Source organism: Rhodococcus sp. USK10 (genome assembly GCF_019378875.1).
Classification (GTDB): Bacteria; Actinomycetota; Actinomycetes; order Mycobacteriales; family Mycobacteriaceae; genus Rhodococcus_F; species Rhodococcus_F pseudokoreensis.
In genome coordinates, this window is sequence record NZ_CP076048.1 from 5,919,293 (window position 1) to 5,936,599 (window position 17,307).

Consider the following 17,307-nt stretch of genomic DNA (forward strand, 5'->3'; position numbering starts at 1 on the left):
CATGCCGTCGCGTCGAGCCGTAGATCCCGCCGAACTGAGGGCCGCCGTACTCGAGGTCGGCCCGTGGCTGCGCGGCGACACCGAGGAGAAGCCGTCCCGCACCCAGCTGGCGGCAGCGGTGCGACTCAGCGCGCGGACGCTCGAGCAGGTGGCGCCCGGTTCGAGCGTGGAGGTGCGGGTTCCCCCGTTCGTCGCGGTCCAGTGCATCGAGGGTCCCCGGCACACCCGCGGCACCCCGCCCAACGTCGTGGAGACCGATCCGCGGACGTGGCTGCTGCTGGTGACGGGACTTTTGGAGTTGGACGGCGCGACCTCCGGCGGCGGGGTGTCGGTGTCGGGGAGCCGAGCCGGGGAGATCGCCCACTGGCTGCCGCTGCTGCGCGTGTAGTCACCCCACGGCCTCGACGCCGCGCGGCATCGGACCTGCAGGCGAAGTGATGCCCATCACACCTCGACGGCGCTGATCGATGCCGGAACCGATCGGTTTTCGGCCCGTCGTCCGGTAGTCCGGCCGGTTGGAACGGCACCGTGGGCGAAGCCGCGGCGCCGGGCACGTAGACTGACCTTGCCCCTCACACGCCCATCCCCAGGGAGCACCCCGGTGACCAGAGCCGATCTGTCGGTCCACAGTCCTAATCTTCTCTCTTCGAACCCGTCCGACGAGGACGAGAACGAGCCCCGCGAAGAATGCGGAGTCTTCGGCGTCTGGGCGCCGGGAGAGGATGTGGCGAAACTCACCTACTACGGGCTCTATGCTCTGCAGCACCGTGGTCAGGAAGCGGCGGGCATCGCCGTCGCCGACGGTTCGCAGGTGCTGGTCTTCAAGGACCTCGGGTTGGTCAGCCAGGTGTTCGACGAGCAGACCCTGGCAGCGATGCCCGGTCACGTCGCCGTCGGGCACTGTCGCTACTCCACCACGGGCTCGACCACGTGGGAGAACGCGCAGCCGATCTTCCGCACCACCGCCGCTGGCAGCGGCATCGCCCTCGGTCACAACGGCAACCTCGTCAACACGGCGGAACTGGCGCAGCGCGCCCGTGCGGCGGGCCTCGTCAACGACAAACGTCCCGGCGGCGCCACGTCCGACTCGGACGTCGTCGGCGCCCTCCTCGCGCACGCCGCGACGGACAGCACCATCGAGCAGGCGGCCATGAAGCTGCTGCCGACGCTGCGCGGCGCGTTCTGCCTCACGTTCATGGACGAGCACACGCTCTACGCGGCGCGTGACCCGCACGGCATCCGTCCCCTGTGCCTGGGACGACTGGACCGCGGCTGGGTGGTGGCCAGCGAGACGGCCGCACTCGACATCGTGGGCGCGTCGTTCGTCCGCGACATCGAGCCCGGCGAACTGCTCGCCATCGACGCCGACGGCGTCCGCTCCTCCCGCTTCGCGAACCCCGAGCCCAAGGGCTGCGTGTTCGAGTACGTGTACCTGGCGCGTCCGGACAGCGTCATCGGCGGACGGTCGGTGCATTCCACCCGCGTCGAGATCGGCCGCCGCCTCGCCACCGAGCACCCCGCCGAGGGTGACCTCGTCATCCCGGTCCCCGAATCGGGCACTCCCGCCGCGGTCGGGTACGCGCAGGGGTCGGGCATTCCGTACGGCCAGGGTCTGATGAAGAACGCCTACGTGGGCCGCACCTTCATCCAGCCGTCGCAGACGATCCGTCAGCTCGGTATCCGCCTCAAACTCAACCCGCTCAAGGAAGTCATCCGCGGAAAGCGTCTCGTGGTGGTGGACGACTCGATCGTCCGCGGCAACACCCAGCGCGCGCTCATCCGGATGCTCCGCGAGGCCGGCGCCCTGGAGATTCACGTCCGGATCGCGTCGCCGCCGGTCAAGTGGCCCTGCTTCTACGGCATCGACTTCGCCTCCCCGGCCGAGTTGATCGCCAACGGTGCGGGCGGCAGCGGCGAGCCCGGCAGCTTCGACGAGATGCTCGAAGGGGTGCGGCGCTCCATCGGCGCCGACACCCTCGGCTACATCTCGACCGAAGGCATGATCGCGGCCACCGAGCAGCCGGCGTCGCGGCTGTGCGCGGCCTGCTTCGACGGCACGTACCCCATCGCGCTCCCCACGGAGACGTCGATCGGAAAGAACGTTCTCGAGGGAATGCTCGAGAGCGCGGCAGGCGGTCCCGCGACGCGGGAGAACGACAACGCGAACGCCCTCAGTCGGCCGTAGGCCGGTACATCGGGAGCCGGCCGGAGAACGTACTCCGGTACCGTAAGGACGCAATCACAGCACTCGATTGCCCGACCGACACGATTTTGACGAGCAACAGAAGGCTGGAGTAACAACCACATGACCGAGGATCCGACAAGTCGCCCTGGCGCGTCCTACGCCGCCGCAGGAGTGGACATCGCCGCAGGCGATCGGGCGGTGGAACTCTTCGCTCCCTTGGCCAAGCGTGCCAGCCGTCCCGAGGTTCTCGGTGGTCTCGGTGGATTCGCGGGACTGTTCTCGCTCAAGGGTGACTACAAGGAGCCGCTGCTCGCGGCGTCCACCGACGGTGTGGGCACCAAGCTCGCCGTCGCCCAGGCACTCGACAAGCACGACACCGTGGGCCTCGACCTGGTCGCGATGGTCGTCGACGACCTCGTCGTCTGCGGCGCCGAGCCCCTGTTCCTGCAGGACTACATCGCCGTCGGGCGTGTCGTCCCGGAGCGGGTCGCCGAACTGGTCAGCGGCATCGCCGAAGGCTGCATCCAGGCCGGGTGTGCGCTGCTCGGTGGCGAGACGGCCGAGCACCCCGGTGTGATGGCGGACGGCGACTACGACCTGTCCGCGACCGGTGTCGGCGTGGTCGAGGCCGATCAGGTGCTGGGCCCCGACCGGGTCCGCCCCGGCGACGTCGTCATCGCGATGGGTTCGTCCGGTCTGCATTCCAACGGCTACTCGCTGGCCCGCAAGGTGCTGCTCGAGATCGATCACATGAGCCTGACGGCGCACGTCGACGAATTCGGCCGCACCCTGGGCGAGGAGATGCTCGAGCCCACGAAGATCTACGCCAAGGACTGCCTGGCGCTCGCCGCCGAGACCGACGTGCGCACGTTCTGCCACGTCACCGGCGGTGGACTGGCCAACAACCTCGCGCGGGTCATGCCGAAGGGTCTGGTCGCCGAACTCGATCGCGGCACCTGGAGCCCCGCTCCGATCTTCGCGATGATCGCGCAGCGCGGACGCGTGGAGCGGGCCGAGATGGAGCAGACGTTCAACATGGGCGTCGGCATGGTCGCGATCGTGGCGCCCGAGGACGTCGATCGTGCGCTGGCCGTCCTGACGGCGCGGCACATCGACTGCTGGACGCTGGGCAGCATCAAGAAGTCGCACGACGTGTCCGCCGAGCGCGCACTGCTCGCCGGCGATCACCCGAGGTTCTAGGTCGGTCGCCGTCGGTCGGAACGGGGCGAGCTAGTGGCCCCGACCGGCTGAAGATGTGGAAATGAGGGGGAGCCGGTATCGGCTCCCCCTCATTTCTGTGTCTTCAGATCTCAGCGCCGCCAGTCGTCGTCGTCCTCCCGGGAGTGACCCTCCCTGTCGGCACGCTGGTCAGCGAAGACCTCGTCCCGATGCGAGTTGGACGACCCACCTGAGAGCTCTCTTTGCAGGCTGTCAAAATCCGTGGTCGGTACGCTGTACTTCAGCTCGCGTGCAACCTTGGTCTGCTTTGCCTTAGCCCGGCCGCGGCCCATGGCTGACCCCCTCGCGCTTTCGCGGGGCGGCCTGGGGAATTTGGCGGCCCCGTTTGAGTGTGTAAGTTCCTGCCCCACACTCTAGCGTGGAAAAGTCCCTCGCGCTTCCATCCACACCCCGAACCGGTGTCTGTTTAGTCTCATCGAGGTCGCGAACTGCCCCGATGCCGGGAATTCGACTTCAGAAGACTCCCGGAATTGCCCGGACGGTCCCCACCCGGACGCCGCCGCCGAGCACGGGCTGCGATGCGAGGGCCGCCAGGTCCTCGGTCCATTCGGCGCCCATCCGGTGCAGAAGCGCTGCGGCGAGGGGCAACCGGGCCCGTTCGTGACCGTCGTCGATCTTCAGCGCGAACGCCGAGCCGTCGGGGAGCGCGCCCGCGTAGACCCCGTCTGCGCCGGCCTTCGTCAGGAGCCCGGGAACGACCGGCATCAGCCGTGCGTCGTCCTTGCCGGTACCCGAGACGAGATACGGGTGCTCGCGGACGGCGTCGGCGACGGCGAGCTCGGGGGAGCCGGGCTCGCCGGTGACGAGCCGCGCGAACGCCCGCGCCAGGTGCGTCAGCGACAGCGGGACGATCGGCAGCCCGCATCCGTCGATGCCGAGTTCGGCGTCGACGTCGCCGCTGATCGAGCCGAGCGTCTCGACCACGGCGAGTTGCAGCGGATGCGTCGGCTCCAGGTAACTGTCCAGCGGCCAGTCGTTGGCCAGGCACGTCGCGAGCATCGCCGCGTGCTTGCCGGAGCAATTCATGTACACCGGGCGGGGGAGTTCCCCGGCGGCCAGCAGTTCGGCCCGCGCGAGCTCGTTGGAGGGCAGATCCGCGGGGCAGCGGAGCTGATCCTCGTCGAGGCCGTACCGGGCGAGGAGCCGCTCGACGAGTTCGACGTGGTCCGACTCGCCCTCGTGGGATGCGGTCGCGATCGCAAGCTCTTCCGAACTGGTCGGTTCGAAGCCGTTCCGCAGCATCGTCACGGCCTGCCACGGCTTGTTCGACGACCGCGGATAGATCGGTGTGTGCACCTCGCCGAGGGCGAGCGCGATCTCGCCGTCCGCGCGCAGGATCACCGCGGAACCACGGTGGACGCACTCACGGAATCCGGAACGGACGACCTCGACCAGTTCGATGCTCAATACGTGACCTGCACTTCCAGTCCGGCGATCCGTCGGCGGGCCTTGTCCGCGACGGTCGGAGCGAGGTTCTCCTGCTGTTCGAGCAGCGCCACGAACCGTTCCGGGTCGCGGCCGGTGAACAGGTCGCGCACGGTGACGTCGTGGCCGGGCACGTGGATGCGGTGGACGGCGTCGCCTGCGGTGATCGACCCCTCGGTCACCACCCGCAGGTACGCACCCGTGTCGCCGCGCTCGGAGAACCGCTTGACCCATCTGGGCTCGGCGGCCCACACGCCGAACGTGCCGCACGGCGTCCGCGGGCCGGCCACCTCCAGTTCGGTGGTGCCGATCCGCCAGCGCTCGCCGATCACGGCGTCGCTCGCGGCGATGCCGTCCACCCGGAGGTTCTCGCCGAACCATCCCGGGGGCAGTTCGCGGCCGAGCTCCGACGCCCAGCGTTGGGCCTCGTCCTCCTGGTACGCGTAGACGGCCTTGAACGGCCCGCCGTGGTATTCGGTGTCGCAGACGCGGTCGCCGGCCAGTCCGGCGGTCGTGACGGCCACCGGGCCGTCGACGGGCCGCTTGTCGATCGCCGTGCGGGTCACCCGCCGGGTGCCGCTGTCGCGTTCGGTGTGCAGCACGCAGACGGCCAGCACCTCGCCGGCCGCCGCGGTCGTCCCGCTCACCGGCCGCGGAGCCGGTCGACGGCGGCGCGGCCGGCCTGGACCGCGTCGTCGACGGGCACGGAGTCGGGGTCGATGGACGCCGCGCACGGTCCGGTCACCAATTCGGTGTCGGTGGGGATGGACCGTTTGACGAGGGCCAGCGCGATGGGGCCGAGTTCGTAATGGTCGATCACCGTGCCGATCCGTCCGACGGCGCGGCCGCCCGCCGTCACCGGGTCACCCGGTTCCGGCCTGCCTTCGGCGCTGCCGTCGAGGTGCAGCAGGACCAGGTGCCGCGGCGGCTTGCCGAGGTTGTGGACGCGGGCCACCGTCTCCTGGCCGCGGTAGCAGCCCTTCTCGAGGTGGACGGCGCCGTGCTCGGCGGGACCGCCGATCCAGCGGACCTCGTGCGGGATGGTGCGGTCGTCGGTGTCGAGCCCGATCCGGGGACGCACGGCGGCCACCCGGAGTGCCTCGAACGCCCACGTTCCGGCGGGAGCGGCGCCGGCGGCGGTGAGCCGGCCCCACCAGGTCGCGAGACCTTCCCGCGGGACCAGCAGGTCGAAGGAGTCGGCGGTCGGCCACGGCATGCGGCGGACGAATCCGCCCCCGGCGACCGCGACCGCGGCGTACGGCTCGGCGGGCGCGGCGACCCCGGCGGCGTCGAGGACGGCCGTGGCGTCGGGCCCGATCACGCTGAGGACGGCGAGTTCGTTGCCGTCGCGGGGCTCGGCCTTGGACCAGAACACCATCTTGGTGAGGAACGAGAGAAGGTCGGGTCCGCGGTCGGCTTCGGTGTCGATCCAGGTGATGCCGTCGAGGTCGGTCTGGACGAAGTGGTGTTCGACGCGGCCGTTGACGTCGAGGCTGAGGTTCTCGACGCTCGAGCCGTCGGGGAGTGCGGCGACGTGCTGGCTGGAGATGGTGTGCAGCCAGGTGAGTCGTTCGGGTCCGCTGATCGCGATGACGAACCGGTGGGAGCGGTCGACGACCACCGCGGAACGCTCGGCGCTGCGTTGTTCGCCGAGCGGATCGCCGTGGTGCCAGGCGACGCCGGCGTCGGGGGAGCCTTCGGGCGCAGGGACCGCGCCCGGGGCCGTGACGAGTGGACTGGGTGAGACGGGCAGTTTGTCGACCACGAACCCAGTCTAGGGACCATGGACCTCGGGTGGCGGTCAGCAGGGTCGATAGGCTGGGTCTCATGTCTGATCGAGTGCTGGTGACACTGGACCACGAGGTGCGCGACGCGGATGCCCCGCTGCTGCACGCGGACGATCTGGCGGTGGTGCGCGGCGACGGTGTCTTCGAGACACTGTTGGTGCGCGGCGGTCGCGCGCTGAAGGTGGAGCCGCACCTCACTCGACTGGTCGCGTCGGCGCGGGCCCTCGGCCTGCCGGTGCAGGACCTGGACGACTGGCGGCTGGCGCTGGAGTTGGCCGTCGAGGAGTGGGGGTCCGAGAGGGAGGGGGCGATGCGCCTCGTGCTCAGCCGCGGCCGGGAGTCCGGTGGCGACGCGACCGCCTTCGTCACCGTAGGGCCGGTCTCCGATCGGATCCTGGACGCGCGCCGCGACGGGGTGTCGGTACTCACACTGGCCCGGGGCTACTCGGTGGATCTGTCGGCGAGCGCGCCGTGGCAGCTGCTCGGGGCGAAGACCTTGTCGTATGCCACGAACATGGCCGCCCTGCGGTACGCGGCCACGTTCGGGGCCGACGATGTGATCTTCGTCAGTAGTGAGGGCAATGTGTTGGAAGGGCCACGTTCCACGGTGGTCATCGCCCGCGAGAAGACGCTCCTCACGCCGCCGCCGGAGCACGGAATTCTGCCGGGCACCACGCAGCAGGCCCTCTACGAGGTGGCGTCCGGCAAGGGGTTCCGCTGCGAGTACGCGGCACTGCGCCCGGCGGATCTCATTACGGCGGAAGGTGTTTGGCTCATCTCCAGCATCACCATGGCAGCGCGGGTGCGCAAGATCGACGGCCTCGCCCTGCCGGACGCGCCCCTCGCCGACGAGATCGTGGAGCTGGTCGACCTCGCGGTCGAGATGTCGGGTGCCGAGTCCGCGGAGGCTTGACAGGTCTACTACATTTCGTAGTAGCAAAGTCCTGCGGGGGAAACGACCCCGCAGTACGTTGTTTTCAAGGGTCGGGCGGAAGCCCACGCTCCGGCCCTGAAGCCTGTCCTACGGGCCCAGTTTCGGAGTAGCCATGGATGCCTTGGATGTCTCCCGGTGGCAGTTCGGCATAACCACCGTCTATCACTTCATCCTCGTACCGCTGACGATCGGGCTCGCCCCGCTGATCGCCGTCATGCAGACGATGTGGGTGGTCACCGGAAAGGACCACTGGTATCGGCTCACCAAGTTCTTCGGGAAACTCTTCCTGATCAACTTCGCGCTCGGCGTCGCCACCGGCATCGTGCAGGAGTTCCAGTTCGGCATGAACTGGAGCGAGTACTCACGCTTCGTCGGCGATGTGTTCGGCGCGCCCCTCGCCCTCGAGGGACTGGTGGCGTTCTTCCTCGAGTCGACGTTCCTCGGACTCTGGATCTTCGGCTGGGGCAGGCTGCCCAAGCTCGTCCACCTGGCCACCATCTGGCTCGTCGCGATCGGTGTCAACGCGTCCGCGTACTTCATCATCACCGCGAACTCGTTCATGCAGCACCCGGTGGGGGCCGTCTACAACCCCGAGACCGGGCGCGCGGAACTCACCAGCATCTGGGAACTGCTCACCAACAACACCGCCCTCGCGGCCTTCCCTCACGTCGTCGCCGGAGCATTCCTCACGGCGGGCACGTTCGTGGCAGGCGTCGGCGGCTGGTGGATGGTGCGCAGCATGCGCAAGTCGAAGGAAGCCACCGAACCGGAGGTCGCGAAGAAGCACGAGGAGACCGCCAGGACGATGTTCCGTCCGGTCACGATCCTCGCGCTGTGGGTGATGGTCGCCGCCGGTGTCGGACTCGCGATCACCGGCGACATCCAGGGCAAGCTGATGTTCGAACAGCAACCCATGAAGATGGCGTCGGCCGAATCGCTGTGCCACACCGAAACCGGCGCCGACTTCTCGATCCTCACCGTCGGCACCCAGAACAACTGCGACAGCATCACCCAGCTCATCAAGATCCCCGGGCTCACCTCGTTCCTCGCGGACGGCAGCTTCGACTCCACCGTCGAGGGCGTCACCGAGATCCAGGCCCGCTACGAGGAGATGTACGGCCCGGGCAACTACAAGCCCAACCTGTTCGTCACCTACTGGACGTTCCGCGCGATGATCGGCTGGGCGGCAGGGTCGGCGCTGCTCGCAGTGGTCGGCCTGTGGATGACCCGCGGCGGCCGTGTCCCGGACAAGAAGTGGTACGGCTGGCTGTCCATCCTCGTCATCCCGACGCCCTTCCTCGGAAACAGCGCGGGCTGGGTGTTCACCGAGATGGGCCGCCAACCGTGGGTCGTGGCGCCCAACCCGACCGGGGTCGACATGATCAGACTGACTGTCGACCAAGGCGTCTCGAATCACTCCCCGTGGACCGTCTGGGTCTCGCTCATCACGTTCACCGTGGTCTACGGGGCGCTGGCGGTCGTGTGGTTCACGCTGATCCGCCGATACACGGTGGAGGGACCGCTCGAACACGACGCGCATCCACCGGGTGACGACCACGACGAGCCCGAAGAACCGGGTCAGCCCGAGCAACTCTCGTTCGCGTACTAGGGGAGACGGTCATGGGACTTCAAGAAGTGTGGTTCATCCTGATCGCGGTGCTCTTCATCGGGTACTTCGTCCTCGAGGGATTCGATTTCGGTGTCGGCATGCTGATGCCGGTGCTCGGCAGGCGCAAGGACCCGAACGGGGACACCCGACGGCGGGTGGTGCTCAACACGATCGGCCCCGTGTGGGACGGCAACGAGGTGTGGCTGATCACCGGCGGCGGCGCGTTGTTCGCGGCGTTTCCCGAGTGGTACGCCACGTTGTTCTCCGGTTTCTATCTGCCGCTGCTGATCATCCTCGTGGCGCTGATCGTCCGGATCTGCGCCATCGAGTACCGCGGCAAGATCGACGACGACACCTGGCGCCGGCGGTGCGACTGGGGCATCGTCTTCGGATCCTGGGTTCCTGCCGTGCTGTGGGGTGTCGCGTTCGCGAACATCGTGCGCGGCGTCGACATCGACGCCGACAAGCAGGTCACCTCCTCCCTCTTCGATCTGCTCAATCCGTATGCGCTGCTGGGCGGTCTGACGACGGCACTCGTGTTCGCCCTGCACGGCGCGGTGTTCCTCGCGCTCAAGACGGCCGACGAGGTCCGCACGGACGCCGTGGAACTGGCGTCGCGGCTGGCGATCCCGGCGGTTCCGGTGGCAGGCGCGTTCGTGCTGTGGACGCAGTTGGCGCACGGCAAGGGCTGGACGTGGATCCTCGTCGCGATCGCCGCCGGCGCACTCCTCGGGGTGGTCGCGCTCACCCGCGCCGAACGTGAGGGCTGGGCGTTCGCGCTCACGTCGATCGCGGTGATCGCCACCGTGGCCCTGCTGTTCGGCTCGCTGTTCCCCAATGTCATGCCGTCCACCCTGGACGCCGCGTACAGCCTCACCATCGACAACGCGTCGTCGAGTCCGTACACGCTGAAGGTGATGACGTGGGCTGCCGCATTCCTCACCCCGGTGGTGCTGATCTACCAGGGCTGGACGTACTGGGTGTTCCGTCAGCGGATCTCGACCAAGCACATCCCGCCGTCGATCGGTCTCCCGCTCGAGCGCAGATGAGCACAGCGGTAGGCGACGCACCCCGCCCCGCCGGGGAGCGCGGTTCCCGGCGCCCCGTCGATCCCCGCCTGTGGCGGTACTCGGCGGCGGCGCGCGGGTATCTCGTCCTCACGGTCGGGCTGTCGATCGTCAACGTCGCGATGGTCATCGTGTCGGCGATCGTGATCGGCCGGGTGCTCGGTGGCGTCATCGTCGACGACGCCACCGACCTCGGGCGGTGGTCCACCGAACTGACGGTCCTCGCGGCCGCGGTGGGGATCCGCGTCCTCGGCACCTGGATCCAGTCCCGGTTCGCGCACCGGTCCGCGTCGCGGGTCGTGGCGGAACTGAAGGGCGAGGTGCTCGGTGTAGCGACCCGGATGCGGCCGCGCGCACTCGATCCGCGGCGGGACGAGATCGCGACCGTGCTCACCCGCGGCATCGACGGACTCGTGCCGTACCTCACCGGGTATCTCCCCGCCCTCGTCCTCGCGGGCACGCTCACTCCGGCGACGTTGGTGGTCATCGCATTCCAGGATCTGACGTCGGCGGCCATCATCTTCGTGACGCTGCCGCTCATCCCGGTCTTCATGATCCTCATCGGCCTGCTCACCCGGGGCAAGGCCGCCAAGACGCTGACCGCGATGACCGTACTGTCCTCGCAACTGCTCGACCTGCTGGCCGGTCTACCCACACTCCGCGCACTCGGCCGCGAACAGGGGCCGGCGACGCGGGTACGCGAACTCGGCGACGCGCACCGCCGCACCACGATGTCGGCGCTGCGGGTGGCGTTCCTCTCGTCGATGGTGCTGGAACTGCTGGCCACCCTGTGCGTCGCGCTCGTCGCCGTGAGTATCGGACTCCGACTCGTCTACGGCGGCATGGGACTCGAGGCGGGGATCGTGGCGCTGATCCTGGCGCCCGAGGTGTACCTCCCGCTGCGGATGGTCGGCACCCAGTTCCACGCCGCGGAGGACGGAATGGCCGCCGCGAGCAGGGCCTTCGCCGCCATCGATGCCGACGAGCCGGTTGATTCGAACGGTGATGTCGCGGTGGACGCCACCGGGGCGCGTCTCGAGTTCGACGACGTGGACATCGCGTCGCGACACGGCCTGGCGCCGCACGGACTGTCCGGGACCGTCGAACCCGGCGCGGTGACCGTGTTGACCGGACCCAACGGCGCCGGGAAATCGACTGCGGTGCACGCACTCCTCGGCCTCGTCGAACCCGACGGCGGGCAGGTGCGGGTGGGGGGCGTCCCCGTGAATTCACTCGACCGGTCCGCGTGGTGGGCTCAGGTGGCGTGGCTGCCGCAGCACCCCGTCCTCGTTCCCGGCACCTTGGGCGAGAACCTCCGGCTCCTCGGCGATGTCGTCGGCCTCGAACAGGCTTGCGCGGCCACGGGTTTCGACGAGGTCCTCACCGAGCTTCCGGACGGCTGGAACACGCGCGTCGGATCCGGGGGAACGGGACTGTCGCTCGGGCAGCGGCAGCGGCTCGCCCTGACCCGGGTGCTGGCCACCCGGCGTCCGGTCCTGGTGCTCGACGAACCCACCGCACACCTCGACGACGTGTCGGAGCGGACCGTGCTCGATTCCCTGCGCGACCTGGCCGCCGCGGGCCGGACGGTCGTGGTGGTGGGGCACCGGCCGACCGTGCTGGCGGCCGCCGACCGGGTGATCGAGGTGAGCGCCGATGTCGCGTGACCCGCTGCTCCGGGCGCTGCCGCTCCTCGACCTGAAACCGGGGCGGGTGGTGCGGGCCGTCGCCGCCGGCGTGGCCACCCTGGGCAGTGCCCTCGCGCTGGCGGCACTGTCGGCCTGGTTGATCACGAGGGCATGGCAGATGCCGCCCGTCCTCGATCTCAGCGTGGCCGTCGTGGCGGTGCGGGCCCTGGGCATCTCCCGCGGCGTCTTCCGCTACCTCGAGCGGCTGGCCACCCACGACACCGCCCTGCGCGGCACCACGTCTGCCCGCACCCGGCTGTACCAGCGGCTCGCCGACGGGGACCCCGCGGCCGCCGCCGGACTGCGCCGCGGCGAACTCCTCGCCCGCACCGGGGCGGACGTCGACACGCTCGGTGACGTCGTGGTCCGCGCGCTGATCCCGATCGCCGTGGCCGTCGTCCTGGCCGTGGCCGCCGTGGGCATCCTCGCGGTGATCTCGCCTGCCGCGGCGCTCGTGCTCGCGGTGGCGCTCGCGGTGTCGGGGGTCGCGGCGCCCTGGTTGTCCGCGCGGGCCGCCCGCCTCGCCGAGACGTCCGGGGCGGAGGCGCGCGCCCGGTTCAGCGAGGACGCCGTCACCGCCCTCGATCACGCCGCGGAACTGCGCGTCGCCGGCCGCCTCGACCACGCCGTGTCACGGGCCGTCGACGCCGAGCACGATACGGTCTCGGCCACCGACCGCGCCGCCGCACCCAGCGCGTTCGCGGACGCCGCCACACCCCTGGCAGTGGGGGTGAGCGTGATCGCGTCGCTGCTCATCGGCATGGACCTGTACTCGTCGGGGACCATGAGCCCGATGGCGATGGGCATCCTCGTGCTCCTGCCGCTGTCCGCGTTCGAGGCCACAGCGGCACTGCCCGCCGCAGCGGTCGCGCTGACGCGCGCCCGCATCGCGTCCCGCCGCATCCTCGCCGTGCTCGACGCCGCAGTCGCGGACCCGCACCCCGGAGACCAGGACCTCGACGGACCGGCGGAAGTGGTCGCAAAGGACCTGCGGTGCGGCTGGCCCGGCGGGCAGGTCACGGCCCCGCTCGACCTCGACCTGCGGTCGGGTGCCCGCGTCGCGATCGTCGGGGGCAGTGGGTCCGGGAAGACGACCACCCTGATGACTCTCGCCGGGTTGCTCCCACCCGTCTCGGGGACGGTCCGGGTCGACGGGATCGACCTCCACCACATCAAGTCCGACGCGCTCCGCCGGAACGTCGGGTTCTTCGCGGAGGACGCGCACCTCTTCGATACGTCGGTGCTCGAGAATCTGCGCGTCGCGCGCGGCGACCTGGATGCCGCGGCGGCGGTGACCGTCCTGGAGTCCGTCGGGCTCGGGGATGGGTGGCGGGGCTTCAGGAGGGAGTGCACACGACCCTCGCCGGCGGTGCAAGAGCGGTGTCCGGCGGGCAGCGTCGCCGGCTGCTCCTCGCCAGGGCGTTGGTGTCGCCCGACCGGGTGCTGTTGCTGGACGAACCGACCGAACACCTCGACGCCGACGCGGGCGCCGACCTGCTGCGGAGACTGCTCGCACGCGACGGCGGACTGGTGTCCGCGCAGCGCACCGTCGTGGTGGTCACCCACCAGCTTCCGCAGGATACCAGCGCTGACCTGGTGATACGGGTGGAGAAAGCTGAGAGCGAAAATGCGTTGCCGACTCCGTGAGTGCGGCGTACGTTCTTGAGTACACGAGGAAGGAGGTGGTCTGAAATTGAATGACAGACGGACACGTGAGGTGGCTGCCAGCTAGCCGCTACCGCTGACGGAATTCACTGACCGCGCGAGCGGCGAGCGAATCCCAGGCAGCTACCCGGCCCCCGAGCCCCCGGTCTGGTCCAAGATCGGGACCGGTGCGCACGCACCGGAAGGCTCGGGGGCCGTTGTGCGCTTCGCGCCCGTGAGTACTTGTTAACCGCCGGCGGTTAACAAGTACTCACGGCATCGGGGGCACGGGTTCGACCCACTCCAGCCGCCCCGCTCGAGCACCGTGCGCACCTCGGCGGCGACCTCGCACGAGCGTTGCGTCACCTCCTCCCAGCCGTACACCAGCGTCGCTTTCCCCGCGAGTTCCGCCGCGTTGCCGCGACGCCGGTCGCGCAGCGCCACCGACCGCGACGAGTGGTACCGCAGTCCGTCCAACCGCACGAGGAGCGGAACCCCGCTGTCCGAGTAGTCCACGTCCTCGTACAGGGTCTTCCCGTCGACGAGCACAGGCGACTGTCGCCGGGCGGCCGGCAGTCCGTGGGCGAGTTCGACGTCGAGGGCGTACCGGTGCTCCAGGATCGACTGGACTCCGCTGGAGACGAACGTCAGCGCGTCGGTCAGTGCCCTGCGGTATCTGCGTGGCGGACGCTGCTCGATCCGCCGAAGCAGAGCGTGGACCGACACGTTGCTGCCGGTGACCGCCGCGACGAGGACCCGCGCCGCTCCCCGCGCCGACGGCTCCTCGACAGCCAGATCGACGACGGTGTCCGCCAGGGACGTTCGCGGCAGGAGCGTCGGGACGAGGATGTGGGCGTGCGCCCGGGACCGGTGCACCACGACCCCCGGGTGGAGAAGATCGCCCTCGCGCGGAACCAGACGGTCGGATCGCCGTCCGACCTTGCGATACGTCGGTCCCTGGGGTTCCGCGGACAATCCGTAGGGGACGGTGACGTGGATCGGACCCTCGGGGTCGACGGGCACCAGCGCCCACTCCTCGGCCGCCGTCCGGTGGCTGAGAATCGCGCGGGGACCACCGAACAGCAGCGCTGCCCACAGCATCATCGGCCGGGCGAGGGGTCCGTTGGTGACGGCGTAGACGCCGTGCAGCACCGCCGACCACTGGCCCGACTCCACCATGTGCTGGATCTGGCGGGTAGAGATGCCCAGCCCGCGCAGTTGCCGGGCCGTGACGAGGCCGTGCTGGTGGTCGAGGACACGTTGGAACTCGGGCTTGAAGTCGATCGTCGCAGGTGTCATGGACGCGACGGTGCGGAACCCGGCCGACAGGAATGGCCCGAAAGGGGCCGATTTCAATTGGCCTGTGGATGAATCGCAGGTTGTGGATAACCCGAGCCGTGAGTACTTGTTAACCGCCCGCGGTTAATAAGTACTCACGGGGCGTTAGCCAACGTAGCGGGACAGCCGCGCGGAGAGGTGGGGTCGCAGTTCCCCGTCCGCGATGATGCGTTCCTCGACGTACGCGAGGTCGCCGCCCTCGACGATGCCGTAGAGACGCTTGGCGCCGCCGACGAGAACGCCGGAGGTGCTGCGGATCACGACGTCGGTCGCGAGCTCCCACGACGACTGGGTGAGGGCGCGGCCGTAGAACAGTTCGACGATGCCGGAGCTGTGGGCGAGGAGGAGTTCGACGACTTCCTCGTTGGTGCTGCCGGGAATGCCGTCTCCGCTGATCCGCCAGAAACCGGTCTCGTGGAGGTCGGGGCGCACGTACTCACCGTCGGTGCCCAGAACCCAGGTCTGGGATTTCCATTCGAGGTAGTTGCCACCGTTGTGGGAGACGATGATCTGCTGCCCGAAGTGGTAGTCGCCGGTGTCGGGGTCGTGGCCTTCCCCTTCACCGCGCCAGACACCCACGAGTGGCAGGACCGCGAGGAGTTCGTTGTTCAGATCCGGGCCGAGGCGCAGATTCGCGGTGTCCTCGGGCAGCGGAAGGTCCGGAAGCTGCGGGATGTTCCGCGACGCCGTCGTCTTGGAACGCTCGATGGCGTCCGCGACGGCTGCGTCACCGCTACCACGGCGCACGGTGGGGGAGTCCCCAGCGGGCGCACTCGTAGTCGGGTGCTCGGAAGGCGGATCTGCGCCTGCGTCCGGAGTTTGACTCACGACTCGTCGGTGACCAGGCGGTAGATCGTGTAGAGGGAGAACCACGTGATCAACACGGCGGCAAGGACAAGAAGTACCTCGAAGAAGATAACCACGGTGACATCCTAAACCGAACCCGTCGAACGGTCGAAACGGGAGGCGGCTTACCGTCTCTGCGGCTACGGTTTTCTGAAGGCGACTACCCGGTCGGTTCCGGATATCCTCATGCCTTCGTCTCGTCTCCCGCTCCTCCCGGAGGTCCCATGCTTCGATCCAGTCCTGCCCTCCCCGGCCTGGCGAGAGCCGCGGTCACGGCGACGGTGCTGCTGCTCACCGTGTCCGCGTTCGGCGCTCCCGGTCTGGCCGCCGCGGCCCCGGACTCCGGTAGCGCCGGGTCGGGAAGCGCCGGTTCGGGGAACGGCGACACCGACCGCGTCGATCCGAACAACTACGCCGCCGACTGCCCCGACGTGATGATCGTCGCGGTGTCCGGCGCCACCGACTCCACGGCAGACCGCAACCCGCTGGCTGACGAGAACCGGCAGCTGTGGTCGAACTGGGTAGGCAACGTGACGGTGCCGACCGGCGAGGCGAACAAGGACGAGCCGGGGACGGTGGGGTGGATGTACGTTCCCTACCCGTCCACGTACGGTCTCGGTCTGCTGCAACCTGTTCCGACATACCAGGATTCGATGGCTGCCGGGGTGGCGTCGATGAACAGGATCCTCGACGAGAACAAGGCGAAGTGCGGCGAGGACACCAAGTACGTGCTGCTCGGATACAGCGTCGGCGCGGAGGTGACCGAACGGGTGGCGCGCGAACTCGGACACCGGGACAGCAACGCTCTGGTTACCGCCGACGACATCGCCGGTGTCGCGTTGATCGGTGACCCGTACCGTCCTGCGGGCACCCCGTCACTGGGCGAACCGGGCCCTCCCGGAGGCGGATTCATGTCTTCCGAGCCGGCCGACTACGGCGCCCTCGCAGGCAAGATCACCTACGCGTGCCGCCCCTACGACATCGCGTGCGACGCGCCGCAGGAGATCGCCGTCCTCGAGCTGGCGCTCGGGGTGCTGGGACAGCTGCACTTCACCCTGCTGAACCCCGGCCAGACCGTCTCCGACTTCGCGAACGCGGTGACGAACATGGCGGCGCGGGCCATCGTGCACATCGTCACCCACGACGACTGGTTCGCCTCCGACGAGTCCTTCCTCGACGTCCTGCGCAAGGTGGCCGACCGGACCTACGACCCCGACGGACCGGACCGGAACATGCAGGTGTCCCAGGAACAGATGGTCGAGGCGCTGAACTGGGCGATGGGCCCCGGTTCCGACGTCGTGAAGGCGAAGCTCGCGGCAGAGGGCCCAGGGTTCGTCGAGGACAACCGGGACATCTTCGAACTCGTGATCAAGCCGTACATCTTCCTGGGCTTCATCCAGCACCTGTTCTACTGGAACAACAACCCGAACGACCCCTGGTACTGGGAGAGCGAAAAGATCGTCGACTGGATCACCGCGCTCGCGCACCAGCAGTAGCCGCACGAAGAAGGCCCCGCTCCGAATGCCGGAGCGGGGCCTTCCTGCG

Annotated in this window: 14 protein-coding genes and 1 pseudogene; 9 read left to right on the forward strand and 6 right to left on the reverse strand. The window is 69.1% G+C overall.

The genetic code is table 11. The annotated features are described in order from the left end of the window. The first annotated feature begins 1 nt into the window (after position 1). The 3 genes from I1A62_RS34430 (at position 2) to purM (ending at position 3,385) form a co-directional block, all read left to right on the forward strand. Positions 2–388, forward strand: a complete 387-nt coding sequence (locus tag I1A62_RS34430) for a sterol carrier family protein (protein WP_124392585.1) — start codon at positions 2–4, stop codon at positions 386–388. Between the two features lie 213 nt (positions 389–601). Then, a complete protein-coding gene (gene purF, locus I1A62_RS34435) occupies positions 602–2,185 on the forward strand; it encodes an amidophosphoribosyltransferase (protein WP_124392586.1) in 1,584 nt (527 codons plus the stop codon). 120 nt (positions 2,186–2,305) lie between these two features. Next, on the forward strand, positions 2,306–3,385 hold the full coding sequence (purM, locus tag I1A62_RS34440) for a phosphoribosylformylglycinamidine cyclo-ligase (RefSeq protein ID WP_124392587.1): 1,080 nt from the start codon (positions 2,306–2,308) through the stop codon (positions 3,383–3,385). A 110-nt stretch (positions 3,386–3,495) separates the two neighbouring features. Here the strand turns inward: purM and I1A62_RS34445 are convergent, their stop codons facing one another. The 4 genes from I1A62_RS34445 to I1A62_RS34460 all read right to left on the reverse strand — a co-directional run bounded on the left by I1A62_RS34445 (position 3,496) and on the right by I1A62_RS34460 (position 6,614). Next, entirely contained in the window at positions 3,496–3,696 is a 201-nt protein-coding gene (locus I1A62_RS34445; protein WP_005244376.1) for a DUF3073 domain-containing protein, read from the reverse strand. Between the two features lie 181 nt (positions 3,697–3,877). Then, the gene (locus I1A62_RS34450) at positions 3,878–4,831 is read right to left on the reverse strand and encodes an asparaginase (RefSeq protein ID WP_124392588.1); all 954 of its coding nucleotides are present in this window, start codon (positions 4,829–4,831) and stop codon (positions 3,878–3,880) included. Continuing rightward, positions 4,828–5,496 carry an MOSC domain-containing protein gene (locus tag I1A62_RS34455; RefSeq protein WP_219456761.1) on the reverse strand — a complete coding sequence of 223 codons (669 nt, stop codon included), beginning with the start codon at positions 5,494–5,496 and terminating at the stop codon, positions 4,828–4,830. Before I1A62_RS34455 ends, I1A62_RS34450 begins: the two co-directional genes overlap by 4 nt. Further along, positions 5,493–6,614, reverse strand: coding sequence for a folate-binding protein YgfZ (locus I1A62_RS34460; RefSeq protein WP_219456762.1), 1,122 nt, complete (start codon positions 6,612–6,614; stop codon positions 5,493–5,495). The genes I1A62_RS34455 and I1A62_RS34460 overlap by 4 nt, the downstream gene beginning before the upstream one ends. Before the next feature lie 62 nt (positions 6,615–6,676). On the opposite strand from I1A62_RS34460, the gene I1A62_RS34465 reads away from it, so the two are divergent. The 5 genes and pseudogenes from I1A62_RS34465 (at position 6,677) to cydC (ending at position 13,581) form a co-directional block, all read left to right on the forward strand. Further along, positions 6,677–7,549, forward strand: coding sequence for an aminodeoxychorismate lyase (locus tag I1A62_RS34465; RefSeq protein WP_124392591.1), 873 nt, complete (start codon positions 6,677–6,679; stop codon positions 7,547–7,549). Between the two features lie 133 nt (positions 7,550–7,682). Further along, positions 7,683–9,179 (forward strand): cytochrome ubiquinol oxidase subunit I, encoded by a 1,497-nt coding sequence (locus I1A62_RS34470; protein ID WP_124392592.1) that lies wholly within the window; start codon positions 7,683–7,685, stop codon positions 9,177–9,179. Between the two features lie 11 nt (positions 9,180–9,190). Beyond that, positions 9,191–10,228, forward strand: coding sequence for a cytochrome d ubiquinol oxidase subunit II (gene cydB, locus I1A62_RS34475; RefSeq protein ID WP_219456764.1), 1,038 nt, complete (start codon positions 9,191–9,193; stop codon positions 10,226–10,228). Continuing rightward, on the forward strand, positions 10,225–11,913 hold the full coding sequence (gene cydD / locus I1A62_RS34480; RefSeq protein ID WP_219456766.1) for a thiol reductant ABC exporter subunit CydD: 1,689 nt from the start codon (positions 10,225–10,227) through the stop codon (positions 11,911–11,913). Before cydB ends, cydD begins: the two co-directional genes overlap by 4 nt. Further along, a pseudogene (gene cydC, locus I1A62_RS34485) lies at positions 11,903–13,581 on the forward strand (thiol reductant ABC exporter subunit CydC). Before cydD ends, cydC begins: the two are co-directional and overlap by 11 nt. A 243-nt stretch (positions 13,582–13,824) precedes the next feature. On the opposite strand, the gene I1A62_RS34490 reads toward cydC, so the two are convergent. Continuing rightward, entirely contained in the window at positions 13,825–14,934 is a 1,110-nt protein-coding gene (locus I1A62_RS34490) for a type IV toxin-antitoxin system AbiEi family antitoxin domain-containing protein (protein WP_219456768.1), read from the reverse strand. Between the two features lie 87 nt (positions 14,935–15,021). After that, a complete protein-coding gene (locus I1A62_RS34495; protein ID WP_374710718.1) occupies positions 15,022–15,744 on the reverse strand; it encodes an FABP family protein in 723 nt (240 codons plus the stop codon). A 242-nt stretch (positions 15,745–15,986) separates the two neighbouring features. Between I1A62_RS34495 and I1A62_RS34500 the strand changes: the two genes are divergently transcribed. After that, the gene (locus tag I1A62_RS34500; protein WP_219456769.1) at positions 15,987–17,258 is read left to right on the forward strand and encodes a cutinase family protein; all 1,272 of its coding nucleotides are present in this window, start codon (positions 15,987–15,989) and stop codon (positions 17,256–17,258) included. Positions 17,259–17,307: the final 49 nt, after the last annotated feature.